The following is a 23,139-nucleotide window of genomic DNA, read 5'->3' as shown; positions in this document are numbered from 1 at the left end:
TTCAATAGAGACTGCTAAATTAGGCCTCTGATTGAGACCGAAAAATGAACCAGCTAATAAAAAAACTAAGAAGGTACGAAATCACCATGAGAAAAGTGGCCAATAGCCACCTACAGGGTGATCACCAATCCATTTTTAAAGGGGCTGGATTGGAATTTGACGACCTTCGTCCCTATCAATACGGCGATGACATCAGAACAATTGAATGGAAGGTTTCTGCAAAAGGACATGGTACCTTTGTCAAAACTTTTAAGGAAGACAAAGACCAGGCGGTTTATTTTCTGTTGGATATCAGTGGATCACAGGATATAGGTAGCAAAGAAAGAAAGAAAATAGATCTGGGACGGGAAATAGCCGGAGTTTTGACACTTGCTGGTATCCATGAAGGTTCACAAGTGGGGTTGATTAGCTATTCAGACGAAAAAGAAAAGATCATTTTGCCGGGCAAAGGAAGCAGACAGGCGGTTAAAATTATCAAGGGAATCTTTAACCACAAGAATAGATCTTTAGGAACTGACCTTTACGGCATGTTTACTTTTTGTCTGAATCTGATAAAGAAAAGAAGCGTCATCATTGTCATCTCTGATTTTATCGACGAAAATTATGAAAAACCGTTAAAAGCTTTGGCCAATAAGCACGACCTGGTCGTGCTACAAATGACGGACCCTATCGAATCTGCACTTCCATCACTTGGAATCATTCCGGTATTCGACAAAGAAGGAGGAAAAACAACCTGGGTAAACACTGCTTTCGGCGGGTTTTCAAGGAAAATATCCACTTCCTTTTCCAGTGACCGTGTAAAACTAAAAGATTTCTGTAAAAAAAACCAAATCAATTACCTGCAAATAGACACCCAACAAGACATTGTTCTACCTTTAATGGAATTATTTAAGTTGAGAAATAAAACCATGAAGCGTGGATAAAGTAACAAAAGTATTTTTCCCGGTGTTTTTTTTGCTGATGCTTGCTACCGATGTTAAGGGGCAGGATGTTGCGGTGGAAAGCTATTTCCTTCAGGATTCAGCCATGCTGGGTGAACGGGTGGGTTATGTTTTAAAAGCACGTTACCCAAGCGACCTTCCCCTACTTTTTCCCGATTCAACGTACAATTTTGGGGAATTTGAATTTCTGGAGAAACAAACCTTTGCCTCGCTGACCACCGATAGTACAACTCTGGATAGCGCGGTGTACTGGCTTTCTAATTTTTCTTTGGATTCCCTTCAACTTTTCCGCTTGCCGGTTTTTGAAGTCTTGAAATATGACAGTATCAGCCATTTTCCGGAGGCGGCGCCCCTTGCATTAAAACTCACCATAGACGAATTGCCGGAAGACCTGGCTTTCCAGCAAAATGACAGCTACCTGAGTATCCCTACGGCCTTTAACTATCCCTACCTGATCATTGGTTTGCTGGCATTGGTGATATTAGCGGTTTTGGCAGTATATTTCTTTGGAGGAGGCATCAGAAAACGTTGGAAAATTTATCGGGAAAATAAGAAATGGAAACATTTTCTCAACAACTGGGAGCAATCCATGCAAACTTTAGTAGATCAACCCGAAATCCAGGAGGCTGACGAACTTTTGGGACTTTGGAAAGGTTACCTGGAAAATCTTACCGGATTGCCTTACAAGGAATGGACAGCCACGGAAATCTCGGAATACCTTGAAAACCCGGACATTGTCAAAGATTTCAGAAAAATAGAACTGATCATTTATGCCAACAGGATAGACGAGCATATCCGGGAGGCCTGTGACAGCTTGCTTGAAGTATCCAGGCAGCAACTGGAAGAAAAAATAGAAAATATTCGACAGCATGGATGACATCTCTTCCTATATCTCATGGACCTGGTTTACACAGGAAACATTCCGTTCATATGAATGGGAAAATTTTTTCCTGTTGCACCTTATCTGGGCCATACCGCTCATTCTTTTGATAAGAAAATTTATCAAACTGCTGAAAAAACCGGTCCTGGAACTTTCTCTTCCTAAAATGATCTCCAGAAATAATCCATGGACCTACCTGAGACTGATACCATCCTTATTCTTTCTACTGGCGCTATGGATGGTGGTCATTGCGCTTGCCAGGCCACAACGCACCAATGAAAAAGTTGAGCAGTATACCGAGGGAATAGATATCATGCTTGTTTTGGATATTTCTGAATCTATGGATTTACAGGATTTTACCCCAAACCGCCTGGAAGCCGCCAAAGAAACCGCCATCGAATTTATCAATGGCAGGGTAGCAGACAGGATAGGAATGGTTATTTTTTCAGGAGAAGCCTTTTCCCTTGCCCCGCTGACCACAGATTACGAACTTTTAACAGATCTGGTAGAAAGCATTACCTTTAATATGATGGATGCCAAAGGAACAGCCATTGGCAGTGCCGTTTCCACCGCTACCAACAGAATGCGGGAATCAGAGGCAAAATCCAAGGTAATGGTCCTTTTGAGTGATGGGGATAACAATGCAGGAAATGTAGACCCTGTTTTTGCCGCCCAATTGGCGGAAGCCATGGGGATCAAAACCTATACCATTGCTGTTGGAAAGGATGGTATGGTACCTTACGGCACAGATTTTTTCGGAAGACCCCAAATGATCGAAAGTTACCTGAATGAAGAAACCCTGAGAAATATTGCCAGAATAACAGATGGAGAGTTTTTCCGGGCTTCAGATGATCAGGCCCTGGAGAATATTTTTGCAAGGATTGACGAATTGGAAAAAGCTGAAATCATAGAATCCAGATACAAGGAAACCATGGACTATTACCGGCCTTACCTTTTTTGGGGGATCGTATTTTTCTTCTTTTGGATGATTTTAAAAAGTACCTTTTTCAATAATTTCCTATTGGATTAACGGGACATTCCGATACAGGCTCATAGAGAAATCCCGTGCATTTAATGTACGGGATTTCCTTTTGGTGGCTCAATCAACTCATCTCCCAGCCAGACCGTACCGGTTCGCTGATATAAGGATCTGCTTCATCCAAACCTGTAGCTTTCAGGTTGGCTGCATCCCAATGGATTTTCTGGCCTTTCATTCTCAGTGATAAAACACCCAGCAAGGTGATTTCTGTCAGATGAGCCCCGTATTCAAAATTGGCACTGGCAGCAGGACCACCTTTGATAGCATCTACCCAATCCCTGAAATGTCCATTTGACCTGGGGATGGTTTCATCAGGTTTTTTCATACTTTCAGCCAGGCTTTTGGGAAAAACATGCGGGACCCGGTCACCACCATTCACGATAACACCTTTATTCCCAACAAATAAAGTCCCACGGGAAGGCCACTGATAGCCAGCAGGCAGAGATGGGTGCAAGGGAGGCTTCACCCCTCCTGAATACCAGGTCAATTGAATGGGTTTGCCAGTATTGTTGTTTGGAAAATGATAATACCCAATCTCCCCATAAGGAGCAATGTCCTGATTGCTAAAACCTGCGGGAAACACCTCTATGGTCTCTGGATAGCCCAGTTCAAAAGCCCAGGTGGCAGCATCCATATCGTGACAGCCAAAATCCCCTAACGCTCCACAGCCAAAATCCCAAAAATCTCTCCAGGTTACGGGGGAATACCATTCATGATAAGGCCTGTCGGCAGATGGTCCCAGCCACAGATCCCAATCAAATCCATGTGGTTTTGGTGTGGCTGAAGTAGGTAAAGCTTTCATTTCAGGTATCCACCGGGAAGCAGGAACCCAGGAATGCGTTTCGTTCACTTCTCCAATGACCCCATCCCTCAGGTATTCTACCGTTTGCCGGATCCCGTCGGTACTATGTCCTACATTTCCCATTTGCGTGGCAAGTCCCGTCTCTTCTGTCAACTTTTTGATCATCCTGGCTTCCCTGATATTGTGGGTTAGGGGCTTCTCACAATAAACATGTTTCCCCAGCTTCATAGAAGCGTATGTCACAACAGCATGTGTATTATCAGGGGTGGAACAGCATATGGCATCCAGGCCTTGTTCCTTTTCGAGCATCTCCCTGAAATCCAGATATTCGTTTAGTTTGTAGTTTTTGGTCCTGTCTTCATAAAAATCCTCAACCATTCTTTTCACAGGGCCTCTTCCAGCTATTGACCTGTAGTAAAAGTTGGCCAAATCCCAATACTCTCCAGGATCTGCGATAGCTGTGATCTGCACGTCATCCAGTTTCATCAAGTCCAGTGCATTTTGCCGCCCTTTTCCTCCTACCCCTATCATACCAACATTAACCTTGTCACTAGGTGCCACATGGCCCTTGCCTCCAAGTACAAACCTGGGGACAATAAAAAATCCTGCTGCACTAAGGGTGGAAGCTTTAAGGAAACTCCTTCTGGAGTCAGTGTTCTCTACTTTATTTGGTTTATCAAGCATACTCAATTATTCTTTTGTGGATTAAATTTAAAAATCAATCCCTATTCTTCCTAAATTATTTGGTGTTCAATAAGAAAATCACCCGAAATCAGAAGCAAAGGCCTAAATCCTGTAGACCAATTCCGCATTGCTATGAAATATTTTATTTTTTTCCTCCTCCGACAATGCCTGAGCAAGAGAATAGAATGTAGTCATCCAACGGTGAAGGGTTTCTGCCTGGAGCACCACTGGCCAGTCTCCACCGTAAACGATCCTCTCCGGACCAAAAATCTCCAGCAAAGTATCGAAATAGGGTTGAATATCCGGCAATTCCCAAACTCCAGATGTCCGAGTAAGTATACCTGACACTTTGCAATAAACCTGGTCCTGAGAAGCAAAAGGCCTTAGCGCCTTCTCCCAGGTATTCCAATCCTGATTCCGGATATCGGGATTGGCCATATGGTTCAGCATGAAAACCTGCTGCGGAAATTTTTTCACCAAAGCCAGAACCTGCGGTAGCTGTCCCGGGCCCACATTCAATTCACAAACCCAATCAAAGGTTTTCATTAAGCCAACCCCCTGATAAAAGCCAATATTTCCATGCATTAGAGACCTCCTGATGCCACGGACCACACTTCTTTGAGCCATTTCTTCCATGGCACCTTGCCCGGCTTCTCCTTTCTCCAGGGGAAAATAGGCTACCATACCTGCTATTCCTGATGTTTTCCCAGAAAGCTGCTGCACCCAATCCACTTCCTTTAAATACTGATCTGGCGACCTGCCACATTCGACGAATACCATTTTTGATACAGGGAAACCTTTTGTAGCCTTTCGGTAATCTGCCAATGAATAATTCCTTTCTAATGGCAGACCTTTTCCCTTTAACCAGGGATAATCCATTTCCGACAGGTCCCAAAGGTGAAGGTGCGTATCCACTAGCGGGATAGGGGAAGAAAAACTCCTTGCTCCCTCAAAAGAAAAAAGGGATGAGGGCCCCACTCCCAGAGTAGCAGATGCCAGCATCCCTTTCCTGATAAATGCTCTTTTATTCATGCTTCTTCAATACCTAACCAACCGGTATGGTAGGGGTCCCAAGTTTGGCGATGGAGGCATCTATTTCCTCCTGGCTCAATTCATGCTGTCTGATTTTACCGGCAAAATAGTCATCATAAGCCTTCATGTCAAAATTCCCATGGCCACAAAGGTTGAACAAGATCGTTTTGGAAACCCCTTCCTCTTTACACTTATTAGCCTCCCGGATAGCAGTGGCAATTCCGTGGTTGGCCTCGGGAGCGGGTATAATCCCCTCTGCCCTGGCAAATAGCACGCCTGCCTCAAAAATCTCCAGATTGTCATGGGACTGGGCTTCAATAAGCTGGTCCTTTAGCAATTGACTCACAATCACCCCAGCTCCATGATAGCGTAAACCTCCGGCATGAATAGGTGCGGGGATAAAATCATGTCCCAGGGTGTACATGGGCAAAAGGGGCGTCATGCCTGCTGTATCCCCAAAATCATACCTGAACACACCCCTGGTTAACTTGGGACAAGAGGAAGGCTCACTGGCAATACAGCGGATCTTTTTGCCAGATTCCAGGTTTAACCTCAAAAATGGAAAGGATAATCCGGCAAAATTGGAACCCCCGCCAAATGGAGCTATCACAATATCGGGCAGGTCGCTTCCTGCTTTTTCCATTTGTTTGATGGCTTCCATGCCTATGATGGTCTGGTGAAGTTTGACATGATTTAAAACACTGCCCAAGGCATATTTTGTATCCTCCCTGGTGGCTGCCATTTCCACTGCCTCGGATATGGCTATACCCAAACTTCCCGGCGAATCCGGGTCTGCGGCCAGTATCCTGCGGCCAGCCTCCGTCCTGTCAGACGGGGAAGGATAGACATTTGCTCCCCAGGTATTCATCATCATTTTCCTGTAAGGCTTGTCATTATAGGAAAGCCTCACCATGTAAACATCACATTCGATTCCGAAGTGCTGGCAAGCAAAGCTAAGGGCACTTCCCCACTGGCCTGCACCTGTTTCAGTGGTAATTCTCTTGATACCCTCCTGCTTGTTGTAATAGGCCTGGGGAATTGCCGTATTGGGTTTGTGAGATCCTGAAGGGCTTACTCCTTCGTATTTATAGTAAATTTTGGCAGGGGTATCCAATGCCTTTTCCAATCCATAGGCCCGGTACATGGGGGTAGGTCTCCAGATGCTGTACATGTTGCGTACCTCGTCTGGAATAGGGACCCACTTGTCAGTAGTCACTTCCTGCCGGATCAATGCATCCGGAAACAGGGGTGCCAACGCATCCGGCCCTATGGGTTCCAATGTACCCGGGTGAAGGGGCGGCAAAGGCTTATTGGGCATATCCGCTATAATATTGTACCAATTTTCTGGTATTTCGTTTTCCTCTAAATTAATTTTTCTGATTTTCATTCAATTGTTGTCGTTTTGGATTATTTATTTTGATTGGAAAGGCTTCTGATTGGTTTATCCCCTAGGGTCCGGTTAAGTAAGTAGGCCGAAACACCCTGATTGTTGATACCCACCAAAAGAATTTTAAGATAAGAAAGATCAATTATTTCCATAGATTTTACATCTCCCATAAAAGACAATCCCGATTCAATAGAGCTCACATAGGTAAAACCTCCATTCCCATCACCTCTGAATAACTGGCCAAAATTGGCATCCATTACACCCAACCTCAGCCGGGTAGTGTTTTGATTGCCTCCCAAAATAAAATCCAGGTTGCCATCGTCATCAAAATCAAAAATAGAAATGGCCTCAACTGGTGCATACTGGGCTGTTATGGGTAAGTCTCTGACCAGAAACTTCCCATTACTATTTTCAAGATAAACGGTTTTTAGTTCGTTGATCATCAATTGGCTAGCACTTTTCAACTGCTCACTCGAAATAATATCATCGATTTTAGCTTCCGAAAAAGAAGCGTAATCGGTAAACTTACTGCGCATACCATACATTTGGTCCAGGAGTTCATCCCTACTCACAAAAGGGTAGGCTGTACCGTTAATGTAATGATTTAAAATCGGATCCACAGACCCATTTCCATCAAAATCCCCATAAACAAGACTCAATGGTTCTTGCTCACTTGCTTTAAGTTGGCTGTTCAGCCCGAAATTACCCACAACCAAATCCAGATCTCCATCATTATCAAAATCCGCAGCTTTGACAGCAGCCCATTTACCTGTTAGAGGCAAATCAAAATAGGCATTGGTAGCATTCTCAAAGCCCTTTCCCTGTTGGTTGAGAAAAACACTTATAGCCATCCAATCACCTACCAGTACCAGGTCTTCCCACCCATCTTCATCCAAGTCGATGACCTGGGCATCAGTTATCATCCCGATTGTTCTTAGTTCCGGGAAGAGGGTTTCGGTTTTATCCTCAAAATTCCCCAAACCATCATTAAGCAAAATAAATGAATCAGCAGCCTTTGGATATTGACCTGCAACGGCCCTTCCTCCTATGAAAAGATCCAAATCACCATCATTGTCCACATCCATGGTTTTCACAACTGATCCACTACTTCGAAGTACGGGAAGGGCAGTAGTATCCTTTTTAAAGTTCCCTCCACCCTGGTTGATGTAGAGCCTGTCTTGTAATTCAGGGGAATCCCTTGTAAAATCGTGATAACCCCCATTCACAATATATAAATCAGGCCTTCCATCTCCATTGGCATCAAAAAACAAAGCGTCAGAGGTAGCACTACCACTGTCCTCAGTCAAATCCAAGCCTTGGGATTCTATAAAATTACCATTGGATACCTGAAAAAATAATTTTCCCGGCATACCTTCGGCTCCTCCCACAAAGACATCCATAAAACCGTTATTATTTACATCAGCCAATGCCAATACAGGTCCTGTAGGGGAAAGCATATGACTAAGTAAAGGCTGCCGCTTGAAGTCATTGTAACCAGGCTCCGAATGTTCAAAATTGATGGGCGACACAATGGGAGTAAAAATAGCAGGTTTTTTATCTGCAACTTGAATAGTCCTGGTTTGAGCCTCTTTTTCATATAAAACCAATAATTTATTGGCAGCTATTCCCCTTACCCACTGTTCCTTGCCCAAGGGCCAAACGATATGTAAGGAATCCACCTGGTCTGTTTGCCCCAAGCCCACATGTATTTTATGGCTGATAGAAGACTGAAATCCTCTGGTGGGCTGCTGCTCAAAATATTGTTGTTCCTGATTCGAATAAACAGTGATTTTTGCTCCTATTCCTGAGGTATTCATTCCCACTCCCCGAAGCGAAATTTGAAGAAAGTTTGGTGCTTTATTACCTGAAGCAAGTTTGTTTTTGAAGATGCCCGCCGTCCCGTTAAGGTGATTGACAACAAGGTCCAGTGCACCATCATTGTCCAAATCCGCATAAGCCGCTCCATTTGAAAAAACCGGATCATCAAACCCCCATTCTGCTGACAAGTCCCTGAAAATAGTACCTCCCTCATTTTTATACAAGTAGTCATGGACCGGAGTGGATTGCATACTGGTCACCAGGTGAAGTGTATCCGCTTTTTCTCCTTCTCTTGCTTTGCTGAAATAATAATCTCCTTTGTATTTTAAAAAATCCCGGTTGGTATAGTCCCTGAAATACCCATTGCTCACAAAAAGATCCTTCCAGCCATCATTGTCAAAATCAGCAAAAAAAGCGGCCCAACTCCAATCCGTATTGGAAATTCCGGCCAATTGTCCAACTTCACTGAATAATCCTGAACCCTGGTTTACATGCAACATGTTTCGCATGTTTTGGTGGTAGAAACCCTCCATAACCATCAACGCATATTGCTCATAATTTTCAGGTCCATACAATAATTTTTGCCGCTTGTTGTCCTCTGGTAACATATCCAAGGTAAAGATATCGGCTTGTCCGTCATTATTGATGTCACTGATGTCAGATCCCATGGAAAAATAGGAAATGTGTTGCAAATAATCGGTCAGGCTTTCGGAGAAAGTACCATCTCCATTATTGATATACAGGTAATCGGGTTCTATATAATCATTGGACACATAAAGGTCAGGGTAGCCGTTTCCTGTAATATCTGAAGCGGCTATCCCCAGACCGAAACCCATGGAATTCCCTTTTATGCCTGCCTGTTCGCTGATATCTTTAAAAAAACCATCGTCATTCCTAAACAATTTGTCGCCGGAAAGCTCATTTCGATCTTTTCTTTTTGCATCAAAATCAATTTCATTGATCACCTGGGTATTGTGGTTGAGCAGGTACAGGTCCAAATCCCCGTCCAGGTCAAAATCAAAAAATAAAGCTTGTATACTATTGGCAGGATCTGCCAATCCATATGCCTCGGCTGATTCCACAAATGTCCCATCCCTTTTATTGATGAACAATTGGTTTTTCCTGGTTTCAGCTGAGCCCTTACCCGAATAACACACATAAATATCCAGGAAGCCGTCCCCATTGATATCGGCCATGCTTGTACCAGTAGTCCAGGCCTCTTTTCCACCGATTCCCGCAGAACGGGTAATATCTTGGAATTTAAAGTCTCCCTGGTTCAAATATAGCCTGTTGGAAGTCATGTTTCCTGTAAAAAAAATATCTTCCAGTCCATCATTATTAATGTCTCCAATGGCCACACCCCCACCATTATAAAAATATTCGTAAGTTAGGATGTTAGAAAATTGATCTTCCTTCAGGTCATTTCGAAATTTGACTCCTGTTTTTCTACCCGGCAACTTTTCAAAACCCTGGGATAAGGCTCCCATGACAGGTAAAATAATCAACAACAAAACCCCTAAAACCTGTTTTGAACGGTTTTCCATTTTCTCTCTATTGAGTAGTAATGCATTCTCTTTGAGACCAAAGCTGATCCCCATCTTGTAAGTAAATCTACATTTTTTCAGCCGTTAACACAATAGAAGTTGGAGTTGTCAGCCAAATTTCTTCCATCATCATGGCGCAATGGAACATCTCCCCTGGATTAAGAATTATTCCCAATATTATTTATATTGAGTAGAATTAAGCACATTTTTAATCGATAAAATGAATAATTACAATCCCTTATTCGAAGGTTCCATTTATTTGATTGCCTGTATTACCTGTACCGTATTTTCCTGCCAGGAAAAAGATAAAAGTGAATTGGTTTGGGAAGCCAGTTTTCCGGTCATTGGATCCCAATCCTCTCCCCGCACAGTAGATTTAAACAGAGATGGAATTCTGGATGTTGTAATGGGTGCCGGGAAAAATGAATTCGAATCCAGTGATTATGGTATATTGGCCATAAATGGTGATAATGGAGAACTGCTTTGGAATGCGTCCACAGTGGATCAGGTATATGGGTCAGCCACTTTTCATGATGTTAACAAAGATGGAATTCCTGACATTTTTATAGGCGGCAGGGGACCACACCTCAAAAGTATCGACGGGCAAACGGGAGACCTGATATGGGAGTACGATAGCAGGAATTACCTGGATCACCCCATCTTGAAACACGCCAGGTTTAATTTCAACAACAGTGTATTGGTCCCAGATCAAAATGGGAATGGCATCCCTGAATTACTCATTAGCAATGGAGGCAATGCCAGAGCTGCACCCTTTGAAACAGTGGGACGATATCCAGGAGTCCTGATGGTTATAGACGCGCTATCGGGAAGAATTTTGGCTGCGGACAGCATGCCAGATGGAAATGAAACCTATATGTCGCCTTTGCTAGTGGACAAAGTGGGAAATAATGAAACAATGGTGGTCTTTGGAACCGGTGGAGAAACTATTTCCGGAAGCCTTTTTATCGCAAAGCTGAAAGATTTGATGAACAATGATCTTTCAAATGCCCGGGTCCTGGTGACAGAACAAAACCATGGATTCATCGCCCCCCCTGTCCTGGCTGACTTGGATCGGGATGGTATTTTGGATATCGTCGCCATTTCCCATGCCAGTACCATCACTGCCCTTTTAGGGAAATCTTTTGAGGTTCTTTGGCAACAACAAATTTCCGGTACCGAAAGCAGCAATAGCCTGGCGGTTGGTCAATTTACTGCCGATAATATTCCCGATCTGTTTACTTTTGTAAGCAAAGGCGTATGGCCGGAAAATACCGGCTCCATTCAAGTGTTGATAGATGGAAAAACAGGTGCATTGATAAATAAAAAAGAGTTGGGATGTACCGGTTTTTCTTCTCCGATAGCCTATGACTTGAATAAAGACGGCAGAGATGAGGTGATTTTCAGTATTAATGAATATGATTGTGACCGTGCCATTGATGATAAATCTGCATTTGTTATTGAAAACAAGTTGCTCTTAATGGATTTTAATTCCGATGAAATCCACGTTTTAGACCAATCCAAAGGTTTTAAAAATATATTTTCCACCCCCTGGCTGGGGGATATGGACGGGGATGGATACCTGGATTTGATTCATTGTCAATATTTCAGTCATACCGATATCTTGTCTTTTCTTGGCATGAAAATCAAGCGGATTGACCTACCTATAAAGATCAGGAATAAACCAGATTGGGGAGCCTTTATGGGGTCAGAAGGAAACGGTATCTATCCAAAATAAAGGGGTGCCCGACTGGGCACCCCTTAAAATTTTTAGATTTTTTCTTAGGTTAACTGTATCAATCAGCTGTGTCCCACCACACCCTGGTGGTGAAAATATCGGGCAATGTTGCCCCAGACTGAAAGTTCTCATTTGTTGCGACTTCCGCTGCAGGATACCTTAGCTTTCTCATGATCTGTCCCTGAGTGACATTCCCGGGATAATTTGTCGGTGTCAATTGAGGATATCCGGTCCTTCTCCAGTCTGACCAGGCCTCCCACCAATTGAAAAACTTACTCACCCACATTTGTTCGCCAATCATTTCCAGGGCAGGCTTTTCAGTTCCATATGGATGTCTGCTAAGATATGCCTCTACTTCAGCATCCGAAATGGACAGGGACTCATCAAAGGGGGTGTACATCTGCATGGCTCCTTTTACACCCTCATTGTAATGATCTTCCGCAGTACCGGAAATACCTGATCCAATGCCCCTTTCCAATGCTTCCGCTTGTAAAAAGGCGGATTCCGCAAAATTCATCAACATATAGGGGCTGTCTCGCTGCAGCATCAGGTAATTGATTCTGGAATAGGTTTCAACCTGATTAATCGGACCGCCCTCAATTTCCTCCAGGCCGGCAGCATCATATCCATTGGGCATACCTTTTTGTTCCAGAGGATTGGTATTATAGGGTGTCCAGGCCACGGCTGACCAATCTGCAATTCCTCCGCTGATTACCATCAATCTGGGATCCACTTCGCTTGCAGTGGTGGCATCACCTTTTAACCAATCCACCAAGGTTTCACTTAAATAGGCGGGTTGTCCACCGTCCCCGGGATAAAATGCCCTGGAGATCCCGTTTTGATTGATCCATAGACTTGGTCCTTCAGACATAGGTACCCAGGCATTGTCATCGTTACTTTCCATTACTCCACCGGAAATGGCTTTGGTCACATATTCATTGGCCAACTGCGGTGCCACGTCAGAAACCCTCATGGCCAAACGCAACATCAGCGAATAACCAAAACGCTTCCATTTTGTGATATCACCATCAAAGATGATATCTGCTTTGGCGAAACCATCATCAGGATTGGATGTGCTTATGGCTGCTGTAGCTTCTTCCAATTCCTGCAACAGGTGGGGATATATCTCAGACTGAGGATCGTATTCCGGAAAGAAAACGCCATCCATACCCTGCAATGCACCAAAATAGGGGATATTTCCGTAAAAATCTGTCAGCCGGTGGAAATTAAGCACCCGCATGATCCTTGCGGCATTTCTGGTATTGATTTTATTCCCTTCATCGTATCCGCCGGGACCTGTCTGCCGGATCACTTCTGAAATATTCTTCAATGCATCTCCATAGAAAAATTCAAATGGTGCATTGTTGGATTCGAAATTTTCCGTGTATTTATCTCCCGGAGCAATTCCTCCACCCGCATTGGCAAGATGCTGGATCAGGTAAGCGGTCATACCGATATTGGTCCGCCAGTCTATGTAGCGGTTATCACCGGCAGAGCCTCCTGAAGCGGATCCAAGTTGAGCCGCGGTGAACATAAAATTCAGGTCAATTTCATTTACTGCCTGAGGATTGATGTTCAAATCATGCAGATCATCCGTATCACACCCAAAGAGCGTAATACTGACTGCCAAACCAAAAAAGAGAACTTTATTTATAATTTTCATGGTATTTTTCCTTTAATGATTAAAACGTTGCCCTAACATTGAATCCAAATGTCCTGGTCTGAGGCATTCCGAAATAATCCAGACCCTGACCATTTCCTGATGAATATCCTGATTCAGGATCAATGTTTTCCACATTTTTCCAAAGTATCGACAGGTTTCTGCCAACAAAGGATAAATTCAGGTTAGTAAATGGCGTTTTACTCAAAATGCTTCTTGGGAAATTGTATCCGAAAGTCACTTGCCTTAGCTTAGCAAAGGAACCGTCATAGATAAAGTAGTCCTGCACCCTGTTCCCCATCTGACTCCAGTAATTATTGGCTTCACCGGGAGAGAGTGTTTTGGAAAAGGATTCATATATCGGTTGCCCATCTGCTGTGGTACCAGACTGGATCACACCGGAAACGCTGAGTGGCTCCTCTCCTGCCCTTCCCTGTAAGGTCTGCTTGTGCAGTCCCCATTGAGTAAGCCTGACATTGGTACCGGAATACAAATCACCACCGATTCTGAAATCGACTAAAGCTGAAAGATTAAAACCCTTGAAAGTAATGCTGTTGTTTATGCCTCCTGTCCAGTCAGGAATACCATTTCCGATAACTTCCATTTGGTCAGATTGCACCGGGGCTCCATTTTCTTCAAAGACAGGCTGTCCGTCAGGCGATTTTTTTTGCACCCATCCAGCCAATACACCAAAGGGATAACCGGTTCTGTGCTGCACAAAAACAGTCCTTGTCCTGGGTTCTTCCACATTCAGGATATCGCTACCTTCTATCAATGAAATCACCTTGTTTCTGTTTCTGGCCACATTGAAGGACACATCCCAATTGAAATTATTGGTTCGAATAGGCGAACCAGTGAGTAGAATTTCTACTCCTTTATTCTCCATTTCCCCCAGGTTAACCAATGTAGAGCCAAATCCTGAAGACCTGGAAACCTGGGCATTCAATTGATCATCCGTACTGCGCTGTTGATAATAGGTGAAATCCAGCCCTAACCTGTTTTGAAAAAATCGAACATCAAAACCCACTTCGACCTCCGTCGATAACAGGGGCTTTAAAAACCGGTTTGGAATAGTACCTGCATTTCCTCCAGCAGTTGCAAAGGTAGCCATGGCTACCTGGTTGCCACTGTGATCAATTGCGGGAGCACCTAGTAGAGAATATACATTTTGAATCTGATAAGGCCCCACTGTTGAATTACCTACCCGGGCCCATGATCCCCTGATCTTACCAAAACTCAGCCATACTGGTAATTCTGTCATGGCATCGGTGAACACGAAACTACCTCCTATAGAAGGGTAGGTAATGTCATTAAACTGAGGATCCAAAACCGAGAACCAATCTGTTCGACCGGTAGCTGTTAAGAATAGGATGTTCTTGTAGCTGACCTCTGCAGAGCCAAAGACAGAATTGATTCCCCAGCCGGAATAACCATAGCCAAAATTCCGGGTCACTGTATTGTTGATCGCATGGAAAAAAGGAACATTAAAACCCTGCCCATTGGCTGATATGGTTTCATCCTCTCTTCTCATCCTGTTGGCTCCAATAAATGCATTCAGTCCAAAATCGCCAAATTCCCTGTTGTAGCCCAACATGGCCTCCAGGTTGATTTCATTGACCCTGCGTTCACTTTCACTCATATTTCCATTTCGGTCATAGCCAGTTCCTTGTGGGGTCAAGGTAGTCCCCCTTCTGGTAAACCAGTCCATTCCGGCTCTTCCGGAAAGGTAAAGGTGATCTGTGATGGAATACTTCAATGAACCTGAGGTAATGATCCTGTCCCGGGTATCGTTAATAGACAACTGATGCGTTGAAAAATAAGGGTTTTGTCCCCAAGGATTATTCGTCATCAGGTATTCCTCCTGCTCGGCAAAGCCCCATGTACTCAACAAGGCAGGATCTGTTCCTATTGGAATAGTGCCCAATCGGTTTGGAGCTCCCTTACCCCATTCCACATTAACATTTGGCGGAAGGGCAAAAATGGACTGAAACGCATTACCAGGAGAATCTGATAGTCTTGGCCTGTTTTTAGTCCTTTCATTGGAATAAAGCACCTTAGCATCAAAAGTAAGTTTCTTGCCAAATTTACCATTCGTGGCGATAGACATGTTCAACCGGTCAAAACCTGCATTGGGAACCACGGAGGAACTTCTCATGTCTGTGGCATTGAAGCGGAAGGTTTGGACATCACTGCCACCCGAAAGGGAAATGCTATTGGTAAATGCGGTTCCGGTTTCATAAAATCGGTTCCAGTTGTCACCTGCATACACATATGGGCGTTCAACCCCATCAAAATGCATGGAGGTACCAGAGCCCAGCCTTTCTCCCCAGGCTTGCGTACCCCAGTCATAACCCTGACGTACCGTTGTTGGTCTTTCTGCGGCACCTGTTATCTGGTCGCCCTGAAACCTACCTGATCCAAACTGGGTTTGTAAATCTGTTTGGTTATTTATCCTTTCAAAGACCACATTGGAGTTGACTTCCACACCAATACCTCTTTGGGCAGTTCCCCTTTTGGTAGTAATCAATATCACACCATTTGCGGCCCTGGACCCATATAGGGCTGCAGCACTCGCCCCCTTCAGTACGGACATGGATTCAATATCATCTGGGTTTACACTGGTCATACCATCTCCCTGGTCGGCTCCTCCCCAGACACCGGCCTGACCAAAATTGGTATTGTCCATGGGAATACCATCAATTACATACAAAGGCTGGTTACCTCCCTGAAGAGAAGTATTTCCCCGGATGATTACCCGGGAGGAACCTGCTGGTCCCGAAGCCACATTGCTCACATTTACCCCAGCAACCCTGCCGGCTAACTGATTGGCAATGTTGTTTTCACGGGCCTGGGTAAACTCCTCTCCTCCTACTTCAGTGATCGAATATTGCAGTGCCCGGACATTTCTCTCAATTCCCAAAGCAGTAACCACTACTTCAGATAATTCTGCAGCATCTTCGGCAAGGCTAATGTTAATGGTGCTGCGGTTACCAACTGTTTCTTCAACAGTTTGAAATCCCAGAAAGGAAAAGACGAGCACCGTCTCTGCACCAGGAACATTCAAGCTGTAATTTCCATCCACATCGGTAGCAGTACCGGTAGAGGTTCCTTTAATCAATACCGATACACCAGGAAGTGGCAGCCCATCTGTTTGATCGGTCACCTTTCCGGATACGGTTTGTGCCAGAACATTGCCGCTTAAAACGGCCAGCATGCTCAGGCAGACAATAAGTAATAGGTTTTTCATTAAACTGATGATTTTGGATTTAAAATGACAATTACTCAAATAATCACAGCCAAGGTGGTTTATACCAGTGGATATACCTGAAAATCCATGACATACAAAATTCAGAATCCGATCTTTTTGTACTCACAGAATTTCCTGGGATCACAGGCAATAACATTTGACAAATGCTTTAAATGAGCAATATTTATCGGAAATGTATTATAATTCAGTAAATAATAAAAGAATTGTCATGAATATTTTTTTAGGTATAGAGTTAATAAAAATTACATAAACGGTCATTCACTACTGCTTATGTATATTTTACCAGTATGGGCAAAAAAAATAACTATACATACAAGGATCCTCTATAAACGAACTAAAAGGAAAAAATAACTTGGATTTTTTACAAAAATAAATGGAATAACTTTAATTTTCGGTCACCTGATAACAGATGTCGTTAAAAAAATCTATCTTCTAAGGTTTGTGCCTAGGATTTAAAACCAAATAATCAGGAACTTTTGGGAATAGGAAATGATCCATAAAACGCCAATATCGACAAGTAAATTAAAAAGACCGGTATGGACGCATTTTTAGTCCGCACCAGAAAATCAAATACAACTTTCGGATTTTAGATTTGGCTGTAAAATATCCCTGGATCTTCACGGGAAAACCCTATATAAAAAACAAAATTGGGAAAGCATTCGGAAGTTGTAACTAAATGGATATTCGTATAGCTTTCATTCTTAAAGCGATTGCTATGCCTATCCCGGGCTGTTTGTTCCTGAAATTAAGTTTAAGAATGACTGATAAATAAAGTCCGGAAAATTTATTTTTCTATTTTACAATTGTCAAAATTCAGCCTTGAAACTGATTCCACTGGTACTGATATTTACCTTGTCAATCCAGGGCTTGAATTTCGCTTTGTTTTTTACCTGAAGAGAGTACAGGATACCATCAAAAACGAGTAAGAAAGCTCCCTGGAGGATGACTGCATTCCCAAATCCAACCAACTGGTCATTTTGCCTTCTTTTACCCCTCTCCTTCAGGTATAATCCACCGGCCATATAGCCTGCATCTAAAGCTGCATTGAAAAGCAGGATTTTCTCTGTTTTTTGCTGGGCCTGCAAGCTTTTCCACAGGCTACCCTCCGTTTGGTGCTTTTTGGCATTGAAATACCCCAAACCAGCGATCGCCAGATTGACGGTATTCCAATACATGTTCATTTGGTGAAAGCCTTTTCTGGCACCTGTTGTCCTTGAGGCTCCAATTCCTCCCCAGACCATGTTACCCAGGGCCCATGTACCCAGAACGAGCATTCCATTGCTTTCTAGTCGTTTTCTTTCTTCATTAATTTCGGGTATAGAAGATTTATTTTGCCCTTTACACACAAGACCGGTAAACATTCCGGCCAATACAAACAATGTTTTCAACTTCATTTTTCCTTTGATTACAGCCCTGGGATTATTCCGATTTTAAGATAAATTAATTTTTATGCAAACCAGCTACCTATCAAAAGGTTTATAAGTAGCAATGTACCCGATATACCCATATCTTTGTTTTCTATTCATAAAATTGCTGAATAAAAAGCCGAAATGGAAGAGCCCGACATCATCAATAATTTAGAAAAAACGCTTAGTACTTTCAAAAATCCGGACTGTCGCCTGGTAGCCGTGAGTAAAACCAAACCAATATCAATTTTGGAGCAGGCTTATGCCGCTGGCATCAGGGACTTTGGTGAGAATAAGGTGCAGGAAATGACCGAAAAAGCAGATCAATTGCCCAAAGACATCCGTTGGCACATGATAGGCCACCTTCAGCGAAACAAGGTCAAATATATAGCTCCATATGTCCATCTGATCCATAGTGTGGATTCCCTTAGGCTATTGAAGCAAATAGATAAAGAGGGAAAAAAGGTGGATAGGATTATTCCCTGCCTGCTGCAGGTTCATATTGCCAAAGAAGAGACCAAATACGGCTGGGATGAAAGGGAATTGATGGATTTTCTATCTGGAGAGGAAATCAAAACCATGAAAAACATCCATATAGCAGGACTTATGGGAATGGCCACCAATACGGATAATTTGCAAACCATAAGAAATGAATTCAAAGGCTTGTCCCAATTTTTTGATAAACTAAAAAGCATGGTGCTTCCTGAACAGGTCCAACTGAAAGAATTGTCTATGGGCATGAGTGCTGATTATCTCATCGCTCAGGATGAAGGCAGCACCATGGTCAGAATAGGTAGTGCTATTTTCGGTGCCCGGAATTATACCTAATCCATAACCAGAAACCGACGCTAGCGACACATAAAGTCATGATTATAAAATACCTGCCTGGCTGGCAGTCAGGTTCGGGATTCTCCTGAAGGGCAGGACAAGTGATGACCTTTTAGAAACAACTTATAAACACATGAAAACAGAACGAATATTACAGATTGCAGCTGTATTTGGCGCACTGGCTGTGGTTTTTGGTGCCTTTGGTGCGCACGCCCTGGAACCCTTACTTATAGAAACAGGTAGGCTGGATACTTTCGAAACTGCAGTTAGTTACCATTTTTACCATAGCCTTGCTTTACTTCTGCTGGGTGCACTCACCCATTTATACCCGGAGAAAAAACGGTTGATCACAAGTGCCTGGTTTTTTATTGCCGGTATTTTGATCTTTTCAGGGAGCCTATACGTTCTTTGCCTTAGCCAGGTGACCTGGCTGGGAGCCATAACCCCTTTGGGTGGCCTGGCCTTTATTTTGGGATGGGTGCTATTATTCTTTAGTTTTGGCAAAGGAAATCAATCATAAAACATGGGCAAAAAAACTTTTCTGACTATATTAATTCTTTGTTCCTTACATACTGGTGTCAATTCCCAGGACGCCAGATCGATCATTATCGGACTGGACCAACTTCTTGGAGAGGGAACATTTTTTGACAACCACCTTACTGGGTTCATGCTCTATGATTTAGATAGCCAGCAAATCCGGTATGACAAAAACAGTCATTTGTATTTCATACCCGCTTCCACTACCAAACTCTTTACCTTTTTCGGATCTTTGATGGTTCTGGGAGACAGTACTACCTTTTTGCGGTTCCTGCCCGATGGAAATAAGGTCACCATATGGGGTACGGGAGATCCCTCCTGGAAATATCCTTCCCTGCCCAACCCTAAATTGAAAAACTTTCTCTCCGATTACGATACAGTCTACTACTCTTCCAGCAACTGGAAAGATGAGGCTTTTGGCTTTGGTTGGCAATGGGATGATTATTATTATTCCTATTCTCCTGAAAAGTCCCCTCTTCCCCTATATGGTAATTTGGCCAATTCAAGAAACGTAAACAACCGACCGGTGATCAGTCCATCCTTGTTTACCGTAGAAACCACCGAAAAACCGGTAAAAAATGTGCAAAGAGACTGGCACAGCAACAGGTTTTTTTACAATCCCAGAACCTACAATGGCCGGGATATCAGGGTTCCTTTTATCATTTCCGAAGAAATCTTTGCGGAGATCGCCAGCAAAGACTGGGAAATTCCCGTGTTATTGTCCAATGAAAAGCTTCCTCCTGATCATTTCATATTGAAAGGTATTCCCACCAAAGCATTGTACAAAGAAATGCTGCTGGAAAGTGATAATTTTATTGCTGAACAGTTGCTGCTGCAAATCGCCGATGAAGTACATAGAGAATTGAACAGTGAAAAGGCAATTGAATACCTGAAAAAAACCTATTTGTATGATCTGCCGGATGACCCTCAATGGGTGGATGGTTCAGGATTGTCCAGGCACAACCTATTTACCCCCAGAACCATGGTAGCCCTGGCGGAGAAAATCTACCGGCTTTTTCCCGATGAGGAACTTTTTAGCATGCTCCCCACAGGAGGACGAACCGGTACCCTCAAATACAATTATCAGGCTCCTGTGCCCTATGTCATGGCCAAGACCGGTACCATCAGCAATCACCACAGCATGGTGGGATTTCTGAAAACCAAAAAAAATAAAATTTATGCTTTTGCATTTATGAACAACAATTACCCCCATAAAGCCTCCGTGGTCCGGAATCAAATGGAAAAAGTCTTGCTTTATATCAGGGATAATTTTTAAATTCTGCCATGAAAAAAAGACAGTTTATCAAATCCCTTGGTTTGGGCCTGGGGATTGTGCCCTTTACGGGTTTTACCACCACTAGCAAGCCAATCAATCCGGACACCCTATTACCAAAAAAACTTCAGCCTGGAGATTGGGTAGGTCTGGTCAGCCCTTCTGCCGCTACTGCTGATATCATGGAATTCACCTTCGCTAAAGAAGCCCTGGAAGCATTGGGGTTAAAGGTGGTCGAAGGGAAATCCCTGAGCGAAAGAAGGGGACATCTGGCGGGTAGCGATGCAGAAAGAGCTGCTGATCTGAATGAAATGTTTGGAAACAAAAAAATAAAAGCAGTAGTCTGTATCAGAGGTGGATCCGGGGCCGCCAGAATTCTTCCACTATTAAACTATGAGCTGATCAAAAAGAACCCCAAACCCATCATGGGTTACAGCGATATTACTGCCCTGCACAATGCCATCAATGCACAAACGGGATTGATTACATTTCATGGTCCCAATGGTTCCGGAAGCTGGAACAGTTTCAATGCCGACCAGTTTCGCACTGTTTTCTTTGGTACCGGAGGCACAATCACCTATAAAAATGAATTGGAAGAAACCGATGACCTGGTAATCAAGAAAAACCGGATCCGAACCATACACCCTGGCAAAGCAGAGGGAGAACTTGTAGGAGGCAATCTTACCGTACTCACTGCACTGGCCGGCTCACCTTACCTTCCCGACTTCAAAAACAAGATATTATTTTTGGAGGATATAGGGGAAGAACCTTACAGGATAGACCGAATGATGAGTACCCTGATGCTCATGGGCGTTTTCAGGGAAATCCAGGGATTTGTTTTTGGACAATGCACGGATTGTGATCCCAGCGGCGGCTATGGCAACCTTACCCTGGACCAGATTTTTGACGATTACCTGCTGCCGCATAAGATACCAGCATTCAGAGGGGCAATGATCGGCCATGTACCCAAGCAGTTCCTGCTGCCCTTTGGTGCAAAAATGGCCATGGATGCCAACCAGGGAATACTGGAAACCAGGGGAGCCATTTTCCAGTAAACTATCTTATGAACCTGTTTTATCCTGAAACCAAAATATGGCCACACATTATTTTTTGCTTCAGTGTTTTAATTTTCAATTCTTCCTGTGTAATTCAAGATAAGATGCCTGAAAAAATCCCAAAAACCAATCCCGAATTCATTTCCGGTGAATTCAGTTACCTGGCTTTAGGGGACAGTTACACTATTGGTGAAGGAGAGGCCCCGGAATTCACTTATCCGATGCAGGCAGGGCGCATGTTAAAAAATGAAGGCATTTACTTCTCCGAAATCAAAATCATTGCAAAAACAGGCTGGACCAGTGGGGAATTGCTGGCCGGCTTAAAGGCTAAAAACCTGAAAACAGGAAGCTTTGATTTTGTCAGCCTCCTGATAGGGGTAAATAACCAATACCGGGGACTTGCTTTGGACCAGTTTAAGGATGAGCTGAAAGAATTGATAACCATAAGCCTGGATCTGCTCCATGAAAATTCAAATCGACTGGTGTTGATTTCCATCCCGGATTGGGGGGTAACGCCATTTGGACATTCCAGCCCACAGGAGAAAGCTGATATTTCCCGGGAAATTGATGCCTTCAACCAGGTAGTAAAACAGCAGGCGGCTGATTTCAAAATCCCCTACCTGGAGATCACGGAAAGTTACAGGTCTATCGGAGGCTTTGCTGACCATGTAGTGGAGGATGGACTGCATCCCAACAGACACATTTATGCCCAATGGGCCAGCTCCTTGAGCAGCATCATCCAGCAAGCCATCCACCAATAAGCTAAAAAACCTGCCCCAGGTAAACTTGAGCAGGTTTAAATTCAATTAATAAGATTTAGTATCATTTTGTCCCTTTGGGAAGTACATTGGAAATCATGGAAACTTTTTCAATGGGTTCACTTGCATTGGAGTAAATCCGAACCACACTATTTTGTTTTCCCATCTTTCCTGCGGAGTTAAAAGACACCTTGATTTCTCCTTTTTTTCCCGGTGCAATGGGTTCCTTGGGCCAACTGGGTACCGTACATCCACAAGTTGCTGCTACATTTGAAATGACCAAAGGTGCTGTTCCGGTGTTTTCAAATTTAAATACGTTTTCTACCTTGTCTCCCTGTGTGATGTCTCCAAAATCCTTGGAAGATTCCTCAAAGGTAATCACAGGTCCATCTGCTGTCTTTTCCTGAGCCATTGCCAGGGCCGTACTCAAGGCAAGGGCCAATGCGAATGTCAATAACTTTTTCATAGGTATTAGATTATTAATTTAAAATT

General features: G+C 43.5%; 17 protein-coding genes. 9 read left to right on the top strand and 8 right to left on the bottom strand.

Translation table 11 applies throughout. The features are described from left to right. Positions 1–44 precede the first annotated feature (44 nt). The 3 genes from HUJ21_RS01275 to HUJ21_RS01265 are packed head-to-tail and all read left to right on the top strand — an operon-like array spanning position 45 to position 2,851. Positions 45–923, top strand: coding sequence for a DUF58 domain-containing protein (locus HUJ21_RS01275; RefSeq protein ID WP_166142326.1), 879 nt, complete (start codon positions 45–47; stop codon positions 921–923). After that, positions 916–1,818, top strand: coding sequence for a hypothetical protein (locus tag HUJ21_RS01270; protein ID WP_291366654.1), 903 nt, complete (start codon positions 916–918; stop codon positions 1,816–1,818). Before HUJ21_RS01275 ends, HUJ21_RS01270 begins: the two co-directional genes overlap by 8 nt. Then, positions 1,811–2,851 carry a VWA domain-containing protein gene (locus HUJ21_RS01265; RefSeq protein WP_166142322.1) on the top strand — a complete coding sequence of 347 codons (1,041 nt, stop codon included), beginning with the start codon at positions 1,811–1,813 and terminating at the stop codon, positions 2,849–2,851. Before HUJ21_RS01270 ends, HUJ21_RS01265 begins: the two co-directional genes overlap by 8 nt. Positions 2,852–2,924: 73 nt before the next feature. Here the strand turns inward: HUJ21_RS01265 and HUJ21_RS01260 are convergent, their stop codons facing one another. From HUJ21_RS01260 to HUJ21_RS01245, 4 genes are all read right to left on the bottom strand, one after another. After that, positions 2,925–4,346 carry a Gfo/Idh/MocA family oxidoreductase gene (locus HUJ21_RS01260; RefSeq protein ID WP_291366652.1) on the bottom strand — a complete coding sequence of 474 codons (1,422 nt, stop codon included), beginning with the start codon at positions 4,344–4,346 and terminating at the stop codon, positions 2,925–2,927. Between the two features lie 102 nt (positions 4,347–4,448). Continuing rightward, entirely contained in the window at positions 4,449–5,378 is a 930-nt protein-coding gene (locus tag HUJ21_RS01255) for an amidohydrolase family protein (protein ID WP_291366651.1), read from the bottom strand. 13 nt (positions 5,379–5,391) lie between these two features. Beyond that, positions 5,392–6,765 (bottom strand): TrpB-like pyridoxal phosphate-dependent enzyme, encoded by a 1,374-nt coding sequence (locus tag HUJ21_RS01250; protein WP_291366649.1) that lies wholly within the window; start codon positions 6,763–6,765, stop codon positions 5,392–5,394. 20 nt (positions 6,766–6,785) lie between these two features. After that, positions 6,786–10,127 (bottom strand): VCBS repeat-containing protein, encoded by a 3,342-nt coding sequence (locus HUJ21_RS01245; protein ID WP_291366647.1) that lies wholly within the window; start codon positions 10,125–10,127, stop codon positions 6,786–6,788. Between the two features lie 220 nt (positions 10,128–10,347). Here HUJ21_RS01245 and HUJ21_RS01240 point away from each other — a divergent pair, with 220 nt between their 5' ends. Next, positions 10,348–11,862, top strand: a complete 1,515-nt coding sequence (locus tag HUJ21_RS01240; RefSeq protein WP_291366645.1) for an FG-GAP-like repeat-containing protein — start codon at positions 10,348–10,350, stop codon at positions 11,860–11,862. Positions 11,863–11,920: 58 nt separating this feature from the next. Here HUJ21_RS01240 and HUJ21_RS01235 read toward each other — a convergent pair whose 3' ends face one another. The 3 genes from HUJ21_RS01235 to HUJ21_RS01225 form a co-directional block, all read right to left on the bottom strand. Then, positions 11,921–13,525: a SusD/RagB family nutrient-binding outer membrane lipoprotein gene (locus HUJ21_RS01235; protein WP_291366643.1), complete on the bottom strand. Its 1,605-nt coding sequence runs from the start codon at positions 13,523–13,525 to the stop codon at positions 11,921–11,923. 19 nt (positions 13,526–13,544) lie between these two features. Continuing rightward, positions 13,545–16,769, bottom strand: a complete 3,225-nt coding sequence (locus HUJ21_RS01230) for a SusC/RagA family TonB-linked outer membrane protein (protein WP_291366641.1) — start codon at positions 16,767–16,769, stop codon at positions 13,545–13,547. An 827-nt stretch (positions 16,770–17,596) separates the two neighbouring features. Beyond that, on the bottom strand, positions 17,597–18,184 hold the full coding sequence (locus tag HUJ21_RS01225; protein ID WP_291366639.1) for a hypothetical protein: 588 nt from the start codon (positions 18,182–18,184) through the stop codon (positions 17,597–17,599). 156 nt (positions 18,185–18,340) lie between these two features. Here HUJ21_RS01225 and HUJ21_RS01220 point away from each other — a divergent pair, with 156 nt between their 5' ends. The 5 genes from HUJ21_RS01220 to HUJ21_RS01200 all read left to right on the top strand — a co-directional run bounded on the left by HUJ21_RS01220 (position 18,341) and on the right by HUJ21_RS01200 (position 22,650). Continuing rightward, positions 18,341–19,024, top strand: a complete 684-nt coding sequence (locus tag HUJ21_RS01220) for a YggS family pyridoxal phosphate-dependent enzyme (RefSeq protein WP_291366636.1) — start codon at positions 18,341–18,343, stop codon at positions 19,022–19,024. Between the two features lie 133 nt (positions 19,025–19,157). Beyond that, entirely contained in the window at positions 19,158–19,544 is a 387-nt protein-coding gene (locus HUJ21_RS01215; RefSeq protein ID WP_291366634.1) for a DUF423 domain-containing protein, read from the top strand. Between the two features lie 3 nt (positions 19,545–19,547). Beyond that, positions 19,548–20,837 carry a D-alanyl-D-alanine carboxypeptidase gene (locus HUJ21_RS01210; protein ID WP_291366632.1) on the top strand — a complete coding sequence of 430 codons (1,290 nt, stop codon included), beginning with the start codon at positions 19,548–19,550 and terminating at the stop codon, positions 20,835–20,837. An 8-nt stretch (positions 20,838–20,845) separates the two neighbouring features. Continuing rightward, positions 20,846–21,889 (top strand): LD-carboxypeptidase, encoded by a 1,044-nt coding sequence (locus tag HUJ21_RS01205; RefSeq protein ID WP_291366630.1) that lies wholly within the window; start codon positions 20,846–20,848, stop codon positions 21,887–21,889. A 104-nt stretch (positions 21,890–21,993) separates the two neighbouring features. Beyond that, positions 21,994–22,650: a GDSL-type esterase/lipase family protein gene (locus tag HUJ21_RS01200; RefSeq protein ID WP_291366628.1), complete on the top strand. Its 657-nt coding sequence runs from the start codon at positions 21,994–21,996 to the stop codon at positions 22,648–22,650. 61 nt (positions 22,651–22,711) lie between these two features. On the opposite strand, the gene HUJ21_RS01195 is transcribed toward HUJ21_RS01200, so the two are convergent. Further along, positions 22,712–23,113 carry a DUF1573 domain-containing protein gene (locus HUJ21_RS01195; RefSeq protein WP_166142298.1) on the bottom strand — a complete coding sequence of 134 codons (402 nt, stop codon included), beginning with the start codon at positions 23,111–23,113 and terminating at the stop codon, positions 22,712–22,714. Between the last annotated feature and the right edge of the window lie 26 nt (positions 23,114–23,139).

Origin of the sequence: Cyclobacterium sp. (assembly GCF_014762705.1) — a bacterium.
Classification (GTDB): domain Bacteria; phylum Bacteroidota; class Bacteroidia; order Cytophagales; family Cyclobacteriaceae; genus Cyclobacterium.
Note: the sequence above shows the minus strand (reverse complement) of the source record. Positions and strands in the feature narration are given on the sequence as shown.